The sequence below is a fragment of the Clostridium sp. AWRP genome (genome assembly GCF_004006395.2).
Lineage (GTDB): Bacteria > Bacillota > Clostridia > Clostridiales > Clostridiaceae > Clostridium_B.
On sequence record NZ_CP029758.2, the window covers coordinates 2514747 to 2530293 of the forward strand.

The following is a 15547-nucleotide window of genomic DNA, read 5'->3' on the forward strand; positions in this document are numbered from 1 at the left end:
AAAAAGTTTACTTATTTGACTCAACAGGTATGTCTATAACATCTGAAAGGGAATTCATTTCCTCTATACTGTCCCATACAAATGCCTTTAATTTGTATATTCCTTTTTCAGGAAGCTTAATAATACCGGTCAAGATAGAAGAATCTCCATTTTTAATTGTTTGCTTACCACACACATAATTGATGAATTTATTACTTCCATCATATAATGCTACTATCAGCGATGCATCCTGCTCCTTACCCGAATTATTTTCTGCCTTTACAGATACTTTCGCATCATTATCCAATTTAAACGAACTGTCCTTTGTCATATTAGTTATCTTTATTGATTTTGTTTCATCTTGAGATCCTGATACCTTTTTCTCTGATGCAGTTAACTTGTCCACTGTCTCCTGCTTCATGGATGATTTTTGTGCATCACTTAAAGCATCATACAATTTTTCTACCCCATCAACTTTGTCTTTATCGGTTGAAGTAAGCTTGTCTACATCTGGCAGTGCTGCTACAGCATTATTTACAGGTACTGTGGAATTCTTCACATCTGTACAGTCAAATATAGAATTTCTTCCTTCAGCTGTCCTTATAAGTGAGTCCAATCCACGACATATTTGTGCCGGTTCATAACTTGAATTATCAAAGACAGTAGTTCCTTTTTCAAGGTCAAATTTCTCAAGTACACCATCTAAAACAGTCTTACCACATTTAACATATCTCTTATCAAATATATTTTGATTTGCCATTCCTAGTGTCATATATACTTGTGCATTGGTCCATGCGTTATTATAATCTGGTATGCCATTATTTTTAAAACCTCCCCAGAAAGAACCTCTGTAGCTCTGGGCATTTGAAAATTGTGCAAATACATGATCCATAGCCTGTTTCACATCATAGTACTTGTCCCCTTCTTTTGCATCAGGGTTATAGTAAGCTGCAATTGGCTGAGATTGCATAGTCCACATATCAGATACTGCATTGGATACTACTTCAGATCCATCTGCACCTTTTGTTCCAAGCGCATTCTTAGCCCAGTCGTGTATTTCTTTATCTATATCCTCACTAGTAATATGTTTTCCATCTTTTGGTATAGAATTAATATAATTATATGAAGTTAATGCGTAAATGTCATACTGAGGTGTAAAATATTCAGGCGATACTTTTAAATAATCTTTATTTGAAATTATATCTATTAAATCATAGGCCTTTATATCTCTTGCATCATAACCTATGGCAGTAATTGCTAGAACTAATTTTTCCCATTCTGTCATCTTCACATCTCCAGGAGTTATCCCTGCATCTTTCATTTTCTGCAAACCAGTTTGTATACTTTTAAACCAGTCATCATAAAATCCTTTTCTCACACCTGTATATCCGGAACGTGCTGATGAAAATACTTCCCATACATAATCATTTAATTCAATAGTACCTTCAACTCCAGGTACAGCAGCTTTATTTCCGCTCCAGGTGAACTCTGGCACGTCTCCCTGTGCCATTTTTAATTTGTTATAAAGTATATCTTCTGCCTTTTTTGCATCTTCAATCTGCTTCTTTTGCTGATCTAGTGTAGGTCCTGGTGCCCCATCATCATTTAATTTAGCAGATGCGGGCAGAACTTTACCTAATATAAATTGATAATCATCATTTGAATTATATGTAATTTTCAATTTACTGACATCAATACTTACAGGTACAGTTCCAATAGTAAGTGCATTAAAAACTGCATCTCCACTATAGACGGCCTTAACATCATACTGACTTATCAAATTTGCGTTCTCATCAGATTCAGCAATTACTTTTATAGAGTCTATTTTTGTTTTAATATTTTCATCGGAACTCTTAGCAGGATCATAAGTTCTATCCTCAGCTGTCACCTGGATATCCACAGGTATTTTAGTTGCTACTTTATCTGTACCTGTATTTTCAGAATTTAAATAAGGATATCCACCATTTATAGACGAATCAATTTTCCAGGTTTTATCAAAATCAAACCCCAGTTTAGTATACGTATCTTTATTTTTCATTTCTTCAGTAGTATAGCCTTTTGAATCATTAGCGCAAAAAAATTTAGTTCCTAATATATCTTTATCATATGCACAGTTCTCTGGCATTGTTGTAACTTTAGTGTTCATATTATAGTAAGTATCGCTCACAATTGGGCAGCCATCACCGGTATATCCTCCATCATTTCCTATAAATTTTCCATAGAAATAACAGTGATCTATCTTCTCACCACTTTGTCGACAAATTCCTGAACGTACCACAGAATATTCTTCATTTTTTACTTCATTGTCAAAAGTCACATTGCTATAACAATCCTTCAAAGTTCCAGGTGTGTCTACATTTTTCCCACCTACCAATCTATATAAATCATCATTGCCAACAATTCCTGCTATAACAAAAACATCCGTTGTTGTATCTGTAATTGTTCCTGTTGAAGAACAGCAGGCAATCGTACCCCCAGCTTCATTAGCAATTAATCCATAATTTGAACTACCATTAGCTTTTATAGTTGAATTTTTAGTAGTTACATTAGCATCAATTCTCACATTTTCTACAATACCATCTTTGTCTACAATTCCAAATAAACCTGACTTTGAATCTGTATAATTGCTTATGGTGTAAAACTTGCCATCAAAAGTACCATCAAAGCCTTTATTAGTAGTAAAAGATTTTAAAGGTACATCTGATTTGGCGATATCAATATCCTGTGTCAGAATAACCTTCTTCCCTAGATAATTTACTCCATTGTCAATATCCTCTCTAAATTTATTCAGGTCTTCTACTGAACTAATAGTGTAATTTTCTTCTGTGTTCTGAATCAAAGACGGTGTGGATGTTGTTACATCTGCCGCCAGAGCTGAGTAAGGCGCAAATATTGTTAACGTAAATAGCAATACTATCACCAAATTCATTTTCTTCCAAAGTTTTTTCATTTTTTACCCCTTTCTAAATTAAAATAATAATTTGTAGTATTTAAATATGTGTAAATCAAATACATTTATTCCCTAAAATAAAAAACTCCTTCTTTAATAACAGAAGGAGTTTTTTCCCTAAGAAAAAAAAGGAAAGTCCTTAAAGGGCCTTCCTTTTTTATATCTTAACGTAATTGTTTACACATAATACAACGACATAATTATAGTACTTATCTTCCCCCCGAAAGAATTAATAACATATCAGGCAGGTTTCCTGGCTCAGATTCATCTTACTCCCTTGTCTTCCCAGATATAATTCCAGTGACATAACTAAGGTTTCATCCTCCATACAGTAACGGTGGGCTGCAGTGTTTATTACACTTTCCCTTTTAACTGTTATATTTTACAGCACCTAATACTAAATATTAAATTTTTATTACTTTTATGTTAAGTATAAAACATAAATTTTAAGTAGTCAACATTATTTTCATATTTATGAAAATAATGTTGACTACTCGTAAATAAGTTTTATTTATTTGACTGAACAGGTATATCTATAATATCTGAGAGAGGATTCATATTTTCAAGGCTGTCCCATACAAATGCCTTCAATTTATATATTCCCTCTTCTGGAAGCTTCATAATACCCGTTAAAATAGATGAATCTCCATCTTTAATCGTCTGCTTGCCGCATACATATTTCACAAATTTATCGCTTCCATCATATAGCGCTACTAATAGCGATGTATCCTTGTCCTTACCAGAATTATTTTCTGCCTTTACAGATACCTTTGCATCATTGCCCAATTTAAATGAACTGTCCTTTGTCAAATTAGTTATCTTTATTGGTTTTGTTTCACCCTGTGATCCTGATACCTTTTTCTCTGCTGCAGTTAACTTGCCCACTGTTTCCTGCTTCATGGATGATTTTTGCGCATCACTTAAGGCATCATACGATTTTTCTACCCCATCAACTTTGTCTTTATCTGCTGAAGTAAGCTTATCCACATTTGGCAGTGCTGCTATGGCATTATTTACAGGCACTGTAGAATTCTTAACATCTGTACAGTCAAATATTGAGTTTCTTCCTTCATAATCCCTTACAAGTGAATCTATTCCTCTGCATATCTGCACTGGATCATAGGTTAAATTGTCATATTGGGTAGTTTTATTTTTGGCATCAAATCCTTCAAGTATAGCATCAAATATAGTCTTACCATCTTTTATATATTCCTTATCAAAAACATTAGCCTTGGCCATTCCAAGTGTCATGTACACCTGGGCGTTTGTCCATGGGTTATTTAAATCAAATGTACCATCAGTATTTACAAAGCCACCCCAAAAAGAACCCTTATAAGTCTGGGCATTTGAAAATTGAGCAAATGCATGGTCCATAGCCTGTTTTACATCATAATACTTGTCTCCTTCTTTTGCATTGGGATTATAATATGCTGCAATTGGCTGCAGCGCCATAGTCCACATATCAGGGGCAGTATTTTCTGCTACTACAGATCCATCTGCACCTTTTGACCCAAGTGCATTTTTTGCCCATACATGTATATTTTTTTCTATATCATCTTTACTAATATGTTTTCCATCGTTAGGAATGAAGTCCATATAATTATAAGAAGTTAATGCATAAACATCATACTGCGGCGTAAAATATTCCGGAGATACTTCTAAATAATTTTTATTTGATATAATATCCAATAAATTATAGGATTTTATATCTCTTGGGTCATATCCTATAGCAGTAATTGCAAGTACTAACTTTTCCCACTCGGTCATCTTTACATCCCCGGCTGCTATCCCTGCCTCTTTCATTTTTTCCAGTCCATTTTGTATATTCTTGAACCAGTCATCATAAAATCCTTTCCTTACACCTGTATATCCGGAACGGGCTGATGAAAATACTTCCCACACATAATCATTTAATACAACTGTACCTTCCATTCCAGGTGCAGCTGCTTTATTTCCATCCCATGTAAACTCTGGTACATCCCCCTGTGCTATCTTTAACTTATCATAAAGTATATTTTCTACTTCCTTTGCATTTTCTACCTGCTGTTTTTCCACATCCTGTGTAAGTGCTGCCGCACCATTGTCAAGAAGCTTGGCAGTAGATGGAATTACTTTGCCAAGTATAAACTGGTAATCTTCATTTGGAGTATAATTTATTTTTAATTTACTGGAATCAATACTTATAGGTACATTTCCTATAGTTGGTGCATCAAAAAATACATTTCCATCACAAGTAACATTATACTTGCTTATTAAATCGGCATCTTTACCAAATTCCGGAACTACCTTAAAAGTTGCCGTCGTTTTAAGACAATCATCTGTATTCTTAATAGGTTCAGTTCCAGGGACAAACATTTTGTCTGGGACTGTTACCTGCACATCTACTACTACCTTTGTTACTGTCTTAGTTGAACTATCAGGGTTTAAGTAAGGGTAGCCATCGTTTACAGAAGGATCTATCTTCCAGATCTTATCAAAGTCAAATCCAAGCTTTATGTAGCTGTCTTTATCTTTCATCTGTGCTGTAGTATAGCCTACAGGACTTCCCATAAAGGAAGGACTTGAAAATCCCAGTACATCACTATCATATGCACAGGTAGATGCACTGTCATCACCCAAACTTATAATTGGATGAAACTTATTTGATTTTCCTAAAATTTTACCATAAAAATAACTGTGATCCACGCTTCTACCTGGGTTCATACTCGTTTGTGTACAAATTCCACTACATCTACTGCCATCAGCTGTATTATCAAAAGTAACATTGCTATAACAATTATTTATATTCCCATCTATTTCATTCCAGTCATCATCTGTAAAAGCACTATCACCAACTATTCCTGCAACAGTACCATTACTATCTTCATTTGTTCTAATCATACCTTTTGTAGAACATTTAGATATTATCCCTGCACTTTGATTAGTAATCAACCCATAAGCTGCATCCTCAATTGAAGTTGAAGTAATTACTTTACTTGCATCTGTAACGGTTACATTTGCATTAACTTTAACATCTTCTACAATTCCGTCTTTTCCCACAATCCCAAACAAACCGGATACTGCATCTGTATAACTACTTATAGTGTTAAACTTTCCGTCAAAAGTACCATCAAAATTTTTATTAGTTGTAAAGGATTTTAAAGGAACACTTGATTTACTTATATCAATATCATGTATCAAAATAACTTTTTTGCCTGAATAGTCTATGCCATTATCGATATCTCCTCTGAGTTTGTTCAAGTCATCTACTGAACTTACAGTATAGTTTCCATCTGTATCCTGGGTTAAAGATGGCATTGATACCGATGGTGAAGCATCTGCCCTAGCAGTATATGGTGCAAATGTCATTAAAGTAAATATAAGCATCATAACAAGACTGATTTTTTTCCATATCCTTTTCACTTTGTTCTCCTTTCTAATTTTTCTAAAATTATATAATAAATACCAGGTTAAAAAATACATCTTAACCCGGTATCAATCTAAAAGATTTGCTTAATCAATTAGGGAAAATCTGCTTTTATTATAAAGCACCAGCTGCAGCATCAACATTCTTTTGTTTAGCTTGTAAAGTTTCTAATTGAGTTAATGCATTTGTATAAGCTGTATCTGTTTTATTTGCATGATTTGCCATTTTTGCTATAAGTGTTGTTTTATCTGCTCTTGTAAAAAATGGATCAACAAGTTTAGTAGTCGCCCAGTTATAATATCCATCAGAAGTAACCTGAGTTGGTAAATATGCACTATTTAGCCCCATATCTGCTCCCATTGCTGCTGTAAATTCCCAACGAATTACAGCTCCATCTGGTACATTATCTAATGCTGTACTTCCGTTATAATAAGTACTGTCATGATTCAATTCATTATTTACTGTAAACATCCAACCTGAAATTCCATCGCATTCCTTTTCACTTAAATAATTTACATCGGTAACAATAGGTTGATGTGGTAAATCTTTTCTGAAAACAATACCTTTAGTTAATTTTTTAAGATTGTTCGTAAATAAATAATCTTTAAAAGCATCTTGATTATCTGTAGCATCCTTAAAACCTGTTATATAACTTCCATACTGGCTTGAAACTATATTTACATTTCCATCACCTACAGCCTGTTTTGTAGCATCAGCAATAGTATTCGTATCACTGAGTGTAACTTTTACTGGCTGTAAAATAGGTGCTTGTCCTAAAACATTTTTCTCAACATCCACATAGACAGTCTTTGTTTGAGCAGCTGAGGCAGCATGAACACTGTTAAAAGCAGATGGTGCAGCCGCAGCTCCCAAAGTTAATGTTGTTATACACAAAGTTGCAAATAATTTGTTTTTTAATCTTCTAATCATTTTATACACTCCTCCAAATTTTTAATTGTTGCTTGTCCAAATTTAAAAGACAATGATAAAATTTTTATATCACCTCCTGGAAATTAAAATGTAATGGCAATCATATTTTTAACCTTTGTGAAAAATAAACTAGGTGGTAATTCAGGTGAGATTAAGTTAACGTAAAAATATATTTGTGTAAATAAAAGATAAAAAGAGACCCTCTTTCTTTCGAAGGTCTCCAGTATACGACATGAATTTATGAATATTTAATGTAAACAGATGTTATTGGCATTGAATACTTACCTTTCCCACCGAAAGAACCATATACACTTGTAACAGGCAGGTATACTGGCTTGGTATCATCTTACTTTTCACACCTTCCCAAAGATTATATCTTCAGTGGCATATTGTGAATTTCATCTTCCTTACAGCAGCGGGGGCTGCAGTGGCTTTTAACCACTTTCCCTATTAATTCCTTAAAAAGAAACCTGTTCAATATTATTATTTAATTTACAATTGTCATTACTTTCATGTTACATCTCTTTTATTTATTTGTCAATAATTTATAAAATTTTTATTAAATTAATGTGAACCACAATATTATGACTTTTGTTATTAAATACTGTCTAGTAAGCTTGTCCTAAAAATGCCTGTCACTTAATTCAGTATCATTTTTTAGGATTTATATTGATTTCTCCAAAAGTATTCTCATAATTTTCAATTGATTTCAATAAAATCATACTCATGCTCTTTGCTTGTTGTGGGCTCATAAATATTTTTACACTATCTTCTACATCTTTTTTGTATACTTTCATAAATTCTAACTGAAAATCGTATACAGTTCCGGAAAGTTCCACCCTATTTGAATATAATTCCTTCTCTTCTTCTAATTTCATATTTTCATCCATAAGATTCACCCTTGCCTTTCATATTTTTTGTTTAATTTATTTCTTTAATTATCTCGTAGCTTTATATAATATCTAATAACTAAAAAAGAACCACTAGGGTTCTCTCATGTCAATATAACCGTTTACTTTTAATTATAAGCAGTTTAAAATATCAACCTCTTCCCCTCCGAAAGAATTAACTACATATCAGGCAGGCTTCCTGGCTCAGATTCATCTTACTCCCCTGTCTTCCCGGATATAAATCCAGTGACATAATTAAGGTTTCATCCTCCATACAGTAACGGTGGGCTGCAGTGTTTATTACACTTTTCCTTTTAACTATCACGTTTGACAGCACCTAATACTAAATATTAAATTTTTATTATCTTTATATTAAGGTTAGTACATATTTTTTCAAAAGTCAACATTATTTTCCTGAAAAACTTGTACAGGTAATAAAAAGCTTCTACAGAATAACTAATTCATCCTATAGAAGCTTTTTTATTGTTTATTTATTTTGACTGGACAGGTATATCTATAATATCTGAAAGAGGATTCATATTTTCAAGACTGTCCCATACAAATGCCTTCAATTTATATATTCCTTTTTCTGGAAGTTTCATAATACCTGTTAAAATAGATGAATCTCCATTTTTTATCGTCTGCTTACCGCATATATAATTGATGAATTTACCACTCTCATTATATAGTGCTACTAATAGTGATGCATCCTTGTCTTTACCAGAATTATTCTCTGCCTTTACAGATACTTTCGCATCATTGCCTAATTTAAATGAAATATCCTTTGTCAAATTAGTTATCTTTATTGGTTTTGGCGTATTATTTTCCGTAACAGTAACTGTACACTGTGCCTTTGCATCCTTGTTGTCTTCAGACACTGCTGTTATTGTTGCTGTTCCTGCCTTTACTGCTGTTACCTTTCCGTTTTCATCTACTGCTGCTATAGTTTTATCACTGCTTGACCAATCTACTTTTTTATTTGCTGCATTATTCGGCGTTACAGCTACTGTAAGCTGCAGTGTATCTCCTTCTGTAAGACTTGTACTTGTCTTGTCAAGACTTATACCTGTTACGCTTACTGGCTGCGGCGGTATATCCTTAGTTACTGTTACAGCACAAACTCCTCCATAACTATCATCATCTGTTTTTGCATAAATATATGCCGTTCCTGGATTAACTCCTGTTATTACACCTTCACTTGAAACTTTAGCCACATTTGCATCAGTACTTCCCCATACAACCCCTTTATCTGATGGAATTTCATTTGCAATTTTTTGAACTCCACCTGTTTTTATTGATATCTGACCGGGTGATAGTTTAGCATTTTTACCACAAATTATCATGGTAGAATCAGGATATTTTGTGTCTTTAGTATTGTCCTTAGTAAAACTTGTATCTGTTAAGTCTAATACAGAAAGATTGGTACAACCCGAAAAACATCCATTTCCCAATTGTGTTACACTACCTGGTATTTTCATATATTCCAGTGACGTGCAGCCACTGAAAGCTAAGTTGCCTACACTTTTAACCGTATTTGAAATTTCTACAGAAGCTAAAAGTTTACTATTTGAAAAACATGAAAAAGGAATACTTGGTATTCCTTCAGGTAATTTAATAGAAGTCAGTTTACTAGAAGCAAATGCAAACATTTTATTTTTTATGTCTTTCATACCTGTACATCCACTAAAGTCCAAACCCTTTGGTATTGTCCAGTCAAATTTAAGTTTTTTAAAACTAAGGTTTGTTAAATCTTTGTTATCCGACAGGTTTATAGCTGATACTCCTTTAAGATATTTCATTACATCCATATCACTATCGGTAATATCTAAATTTGAAAGGTCAATAGTTCCTTTTATAGATGCTAGATCATCCGGTGTGAAATATCCCTCATAGTCACTGTCTTTTCCTGCTGCTAGGGCAAGTTTGTTTTTCAACTTTACATTATTAATAACAATAGCTCCCTGACCATCAACAACTGTTACAGCACAAGATGCCGTTTTATTTCCATCTTCAGTATTTGCAGTTATAGTTGCGGTTCCTACTTTTATTGCCGTTACTTTTCCACTTTTATCTACCGCTGCTACTGTAGGATCACTACTTGACCAATCCACCTTTGGGTTAGTTGCATCGTTTGGTGTTATGGTTGGCATAAGCTGCAATGCAGCTTTTGGTATCAACTTAACACTTGTTTTGTCGAGAATTATTCCCGTCACACTTACATTTTCTTTTATTGTTATTGTGCACTGTGCTTTTGCATCCCTGTTGTCTTCAGATACGGCTGTTATTACGGCTGTTCCTTTTTTTAATGCTGTTACCTTTCCATTTTCATCCACTGATGCCACTGTAGGATCACTGCTTGACCAATCTATTTTTGTATTAGTTGCATATTTAGGCGTTATAGCCACTGTAAGCTGCAGTGTATCTCCTTTCATTAGATATGCACTCGTTTTATCAAGACCTATTCCTGTTACTTTTACTGGCTGTGATTGTGACAGCTTTTTCTCTGCGTCAGTCAATTTATCCATCGTTTCCTGCTTTATTGAAGCTTTTTTAACATCACTTAATTTATCATATGCATCTCTTGCGGCATCAACCTTTTCCTTATCAGCTGAAGTAATTTTATATACATCCGGCAGTGCTGCTATTGCATTGTTTACAGGGACTGTAGAATCTTTGACATCTGTACAATCAAAAATTGAGACTCTGCCTTCAGCTGCACGTACAAGCGAATCCAATCCCCTACATATTTGTGCAGATTCATAAGATGAATTATCAAAATCAGTAGTACCATTTTTCACATCAAACTTCTCAAGTACACCATCCAAAATAGTCTTGCCGTCTTTTATATACATCTTGTCAAAAATATTGGCATGTGCCATTCCAAGTGTCATATACACCTGGGCATTGGTCCAGGCATTATTTAAATCAATTTTGCCATCAAGATCTACACTGCCGCCCCAGAAAGATCCCTTATAAGTCTGGGCATTTGAAAACTGTGCAAATACATGATCCATAGCCTGCTTTACGTCATAGTACTTGTCTCCTGGTTTTGCATCTGGATTATAATAAGCTGCAATTGGTTGTAATTTCATAGTCCACATATCAGGAGTAGTATTTCCTATTACTGCTGACCCATCAGCACCTTTTGACCCAAGTGCACCCTTGGCCCATTCATGTATATATCCATCTAAATCATCTTTAGTAATGTGCTTTCCATCATTAGGAATAAGATCAATATAATTACGAGAAGTTAATGCATAAATTGCATACTGCGGCGTAAAATATTGATTTGATGCTTTCACATACTCCTTATTTGAAATTATGTCTATTAAATCATAAGCTTTTATATCTCTTGGATCATAGCCTATAGCAGTAATTGCCAGAACTAACTTCTCCCATTCCGTCATCTTTACATCCCGAGCAGTTACCCCTGCATCTTTCATTTTCTGCAAGCCTGTCTGTATACTCTTAAACCAGTCATCATAATATCCTGCTCTTATTCCCGTATAGCCAGAACGTGCCGATGAAAATATTCCCCAGTCCTCATCTGAAAAAGTAACAGTTCCTTCTTTTCCTGGAGCTGCAGATTTGTCTCCACCCCAGCTAAATTTAGGTACATCTCCTGTAATACCTAGTTTGGTGCCTAATTTGGTATAAAGAATATCTTCTGCCTTTTTTGCATCTTCAATCTGCTGCTTTTGTTCATCTTGTGTAGGTCCTGCTGCACCATTATCAAGGAGTTTAGCAGTTGACGACAGAACTTTACCAAGTACAAACTGATAATCCTCATTTGAATTATAATTTATCTTAACCTTACTGGTATCAATATCTATAGGCACGTCTCCAATAGTTGGTGCATTTAAAAATACATCTCCACTATAGGTTGCGCTAACATTATATTTGCTTATTAGCTCTTTATCTTCATCAGATCTTGGAACTATTTTAAAAGTTGCCGTTGTCTTAAGACTATCATCTGTATTATAAATAATTGGGGAAGTAGGAACAATATAAGTTTTATCATCAGCCGTTACCTGCACATCTACAGTCACTTTTGCTGCTGTTTTTTGTGTGTTTTCTGAATTTAAATATGGATATCCATTATTTGAAGAATCTATTTTCCAGGTTTTATCAAAATCAAAGTCTAGAGCTGTATATGTATCTTTATTTTTCATTTCTGCAGTTGTATAACCTTTGGGGTTACCATTATCAGAAGAAGATGGGGTATAACCTAATACATCTTTATCATATGCACAATTTTCTGCACTTGTGGTAACTCCAGTTTTACTATCATAATAGGTTGAACATAGGATTGGTTGGCATTTATCGCTATGTTCACCAGTATAATTTCCTGTAAATTTACCATAAAAATAGCAGTGATCTAATTGTTCACCACCCATTGAACAAATTCCTGCATATCTCACCATTTCCTCTGATGATTGATTATCAATAATTACATTACTGTAACAATCTTTTAAGTACCCAGCTGCAATACTACTTGTTTGTCCAATTGTATCCCTAGCAACTATTCCTGCTTCAAAAAAAACTTTAACCTTATTTGTAATTGTTCCTGTTGAAAAACAGCGAATAATTGTTCCACTTGCTTCATTAGCAATTAGTCCATAATTTTCAATTTTATCACCTTCAATAACTACGTTAGCATCAATCCTAGCATTCTCCACAATACCATCTTTATTAATAATATTGAATAAACCAGATTTGGGATCATTATAGTTACTTATAGTATGAAATTTTCCATTAAAAGTACCATTAAACGTATTTTGTGTTGTAAAAGATTTCAAAGGTAATTCAGATTTACCTACATCAATATCCTGAGTTAACAGAACATTTTTACCCGAATAGTCTATTCCCTTATCAATATCCCCCCTGAGTTTGTTTAAGTCTTTTACTGAACTTACCGTATAATTTCCATCTTTATCTTGAGTTAAAGAGGGCGTTGATGTTGTTGGTACGGTATCTGCCATAACCGTGTATGGTGCAAATGTCATTAATGTAAATATAAGCATCATAACAAAACTTGCCTTTTTCCATATCTTTTTCATTTCATTCTCCTTTCTAAATTCTAAGATTATGTAATATAAACTAATCTTAATATTATTAATTTTTAAGTTCTTGCTTGTATACCATCTCCTTAAAAAGATACGCTTAAAATTTTCGAAGACTTTTTGTATTCCTCAATTATAGGCTTAAAATATTTTTCCTCACCTTTTTTTCTACATTCTATTGCGTCTTCCAATTTATCAAAATATCCTAAATGTTTTTCTTTTCCTGCAAGAGTTAAACGTACTCTCCATTTACTTCTTTTTTTATCCCAATTAATACCTTTGTAACCACTAGAATTACTAGAAGAAATTTTACGTGTTAATTGGCCTATTTTTGTTCCTTTAAACCTATCTACATTAGTTGCTTTAACCTGAATAATTTTAGTATGTTCTATCATCAAACATCCACAACTTCTAGTTCCGCCATCTATTAAATGTCTTTCTCTAACTTTTACTTTGTTTCCACAGTCACATAAGCAGTTCCAAATAACACCCCTATCTTTATATTTTTTATTTGCAACAGACATAACTGTTAAACGTCCAAATTTCTTTCCTGTTAAATCTTTAAATCTGTTCATTTTCTCACCTCTTTTGATTTATGTATTTTGCCGCCCACTTCCTCCAGATTCCACGTCACCATGGACCCCCTTGTCTTAAACTATGCATTCCACGCTAGGGACTTTCACCCTTAAGATTGCGTCCATGCTAGGCGTACCATAATAAAAGAGACCTTCCTTCGAAAGTCCCTTTTATTACATAAATATTCTATATGACTAATAAACTAAAAAAGAACCACTAGAGTTCTCTCATGTCAATATAACCGTTTACTTTTAATCATAAACAAGCTTAAATATAGTAACATCTTCCCCTCCGAAAGAATTAACATAATATCAGGCAGGCTTCCTGGCTCAGATTCATCTTACTCCCCTGTCTTCCCAGATATAAAAATCCAGTGACATAATTAGGGTTTCATTCTCCATACAGTAACGGTGGGCTGCAGTGCTTTTTACACTTTTCCTTTTAACTATCCCATTTGACAGCACCTAATGCTAAATATTAAATTTTTATTATCTTTATGTTAAGATTAGTACATAATTTTTTAAAAGTCAACATAATCTTCTATAAGAAATTCTATTTTGCTCATATAATTTTTTATTAACAAAAATATCTATATGCTTATTTAAGCTGTAAAGATAACTACATATTTATTTTTAAATTATATTAACTCGTTTTTCCAAATTGTCAAATTTAAATTCTTGAGGTAAAAAATCACAGAATATCTTTTTGTCATTTAAAGTATCTCCGTCATAACCGCTGTTAAAGTATGCAAGTAAAGTATTTTCATCAATACAATGAATCCATTTCTTTAAGCTATCACTAAATTCAAAATCTTCTTCAAATATAGTATCGTCTTGATACATAATTATAATGTTATATAAATATATATCAAGTTTTAGAACTTCATTAATATTTTGAATATTTATTCCATCTTGTTCCACAATTTCTTTTTCTTTTAATGAATAAGTATTATAATAATTTTCAAGTTCTTTATAAAATCCCACTACTTTTTTGAGATACTTATAAAAATATACATTATTAATTTCTAATTTTATTTTATTACTTTTATTTAAATAAGAAATTAATCCTGGTTTATATTCAGAAAACTGCGTCTGGTAAAAATAACGATTCATAAAAAAATCCTCCCTTAAAAAAAATTCCTTTTAACAAAAGCGTTAAAAGGAAATATTATAAAAATGTTTGATTAGTTATAGAAAATCTAACAAAACTATCATCATAACACTCCCCCTATCACTCGTAGAGATATTTGTGTAAAATATAGGTAGGTCTTCTGACTCAAGATTCACCATTTTAGTACGCCTTCCCAATATTTAAGTGGCATAATATACTAAAACTCCTCTATTACAGCTACGGGATAGTCCAGGATTTTCACCTGATTCCCTTTTAATTAATCAAATTAGATTAAACCTATATTTGTCTTTATAGAACTTAATTATAATTTATACCTATTACAGTTTAATGTCAATAATATAATTGATCATTGACATTTATCGCCATATAATACTATAATTATTATTTAATAATATAATAATTCTTAAACAAGCTTGAAAGATCAATTGTATCTAATAGCTTTTTGAAATATAAGGTGCTTCTTTAAAAGGAAGTTAAAAGGGAATCAAGTTGGAATCTTGATCAGCACCCACTACTGTATTTCAGACGAAAATCTCAATAGCCACTACATTAAGCGGGAAGGGAGATCTGTAGGATGAAGATAAGTCAGGAAACCTGCCTTATATTTAAAATAATCAAATCT

The 15547-nt window shown here is 33.0% G+C and carries 7 protein-coding genes and 6 riboswitches; all 7 genes read right to left on the reverse strand.

The genetic code is table 11. The features are described 5' to 3' along the window. Window positions 1-7: 7 nt before the first annotated feature. On the reverse strand, window positions 8-2929 hold the full coding sequence (locus DMR38_RS11580; RefSeq protein WP_127721471.1) for a cell surface protein: 2922 nt from the start codon (window positions 2927-2929) through the stop codon (window positions 8-10). Between the two features lie 225 nt (window positions 2930-3154). Further along, window positions 3155-3339: riboswitch (cobalamin riboswitch) on the reverse strand. A 97-nt stretch (window positions 3340-3436) separates the two neighbouring features. Next, a complete protein-coding gene (locus DMR38_RS11585) occupies window positions 3437-6331 on the reverse strand; it encodes a cell surface protein (RefSeq protein ID WP_127721472.1) in 2895 nt (964 codons plus the stop codon). Between the two features lie 118 nt (window positions 6332-6449). Next, entirely contained in the window at window positions 6450-7265 is an 816-nt protein-coding gene (locus DMR38_RS11590) for a hypothetical protein (protein WP_127721473.1), read from the reverse strand. A 302-nt stretch (window positions 7266-7567) separates the two neighbouring features. Then, a riboswitch (cobalamin riboswitch) is annotated at window positions 7568-7754 on the reverse strand. A 161-nt stretch (window positions 7755-7915) separates the two neighbouring features. Next, complete coding sequence (locus DMR38_RS11595; protein ID WP_127721474.1) at window positions 7916-8155, reverse strand: DUF3467 domain-containing protein; 240 nt, start codon at window positions 8153-8155, stop codon at window positions 7916-7918. Window positions 8156-8326: 171 nt separating this feature from the next. Continuing rightward, a riboswitch (cobalamin riboswitch) is annotated at window positions 8327-8511 on the reverse strand. A gap of 135 nt (window positions 8512-8646) precedes the next feature. Further along, the gene (locus tag DMR38_RS22305; RefSeq protein ID WP_243124289.1) at window positions 8647-13215 is read right to left on the reverse strand and encodes an Ig-like domain-containing protein; all 4569 of its coding nucleotides are present in this window, start codon (window positions 13213-13215) and stop codon (window positions 8647-8649) included. Between the two features lie 89 nt (window positions 13216-13304). Continuing rightward, window positions 13305-13793 (reverse strand): hypothetical protein, encoded by a 489-nt coding sequence (locus tag DMR38_RS11615; protein WP_127721475.1) that lies wholly within the window; start codon window positions 13791-13793, stop codon window positions 13305-13307. Between the two features lie 297 nt (window positions 13794-14090). Continuing rightward, a riboswitch (cobalamin riboswitch) is annotated at window positions 14091-14277 on the reverse strand. A 149-nt stretch (window positions 14278-14426) separates the two neighbouring features. After that, window positions 14427-14906 (reverse strand): hypothetical protein, encoded by a 480-nt coding sequence (locus tag DMR38_RS11620; protein ID WP_127721476.1) that lies wholly within the window; start codon window positions 14904-14906, stop codon window positions 14427-14429. 130 nt (window positions 14907-15036) lie between these two features. Beyond that, a riboswitch (cobalamin riboswitch) is annotated at window positions 15037-15220 on the reverse strand. 140 nt (window positions 15221-15360) lie between these two features. After that, window positions 15361-15542, forward strand: a riboswitch (cobalamin riboswitch). Window positions 15543-15547: the final 5 nt, after the last annotated feature.

What these genes read in the sequence shown, in the direction of transcription:
- DMR38_RS11580 (WP_127721471.1), bottom strand. Translation starts at nt 2,929, where the DNA reads ATGAAAAAACTTTGGAAGAAAATGAATTTGGTGATAGTATTGCTATTT.
- DMR38_RS11590 (WP_127721473.1), bottom strand. Translation starts at nt 7,265, where the DNA reads ATGATTAGAAGATTAAAAAACAAATTATTTGCAACTTTGTGTATAACA.
- DMR38_RS22305 (WP_243124289.1), bottom strand. Translation starts at nt 13,215, where the DNA reads ATGAAAAAGATATGGAAAAAGGCAAGTTTTGTTATGATGCTTATATTT.
- DMR38_RS11615 (WP_127721475.1), bottom strand. Translation starts at nt 13,793, where the DNA reads ATGAACAGATTTAAAGATTTAACAGGAAAGAAATTTGGACGTTTAACA.
- DMR38_RS11595 (WP_127721474.1), bottom strand. Translation starts at nt 8,155, where the DNA reads ATGGATGAAAATATGAAATTAGAAGAAGAGAAGGAATTATATTCAAAT.
- DMR38_RS11620 (WP_127721476.1), bottom strand. Translation starts at nt 14,906, where the DNA reads ATGAATCGTTATTTTTACCAGACGCAGTTTTCTGAATATAAACCAGGA.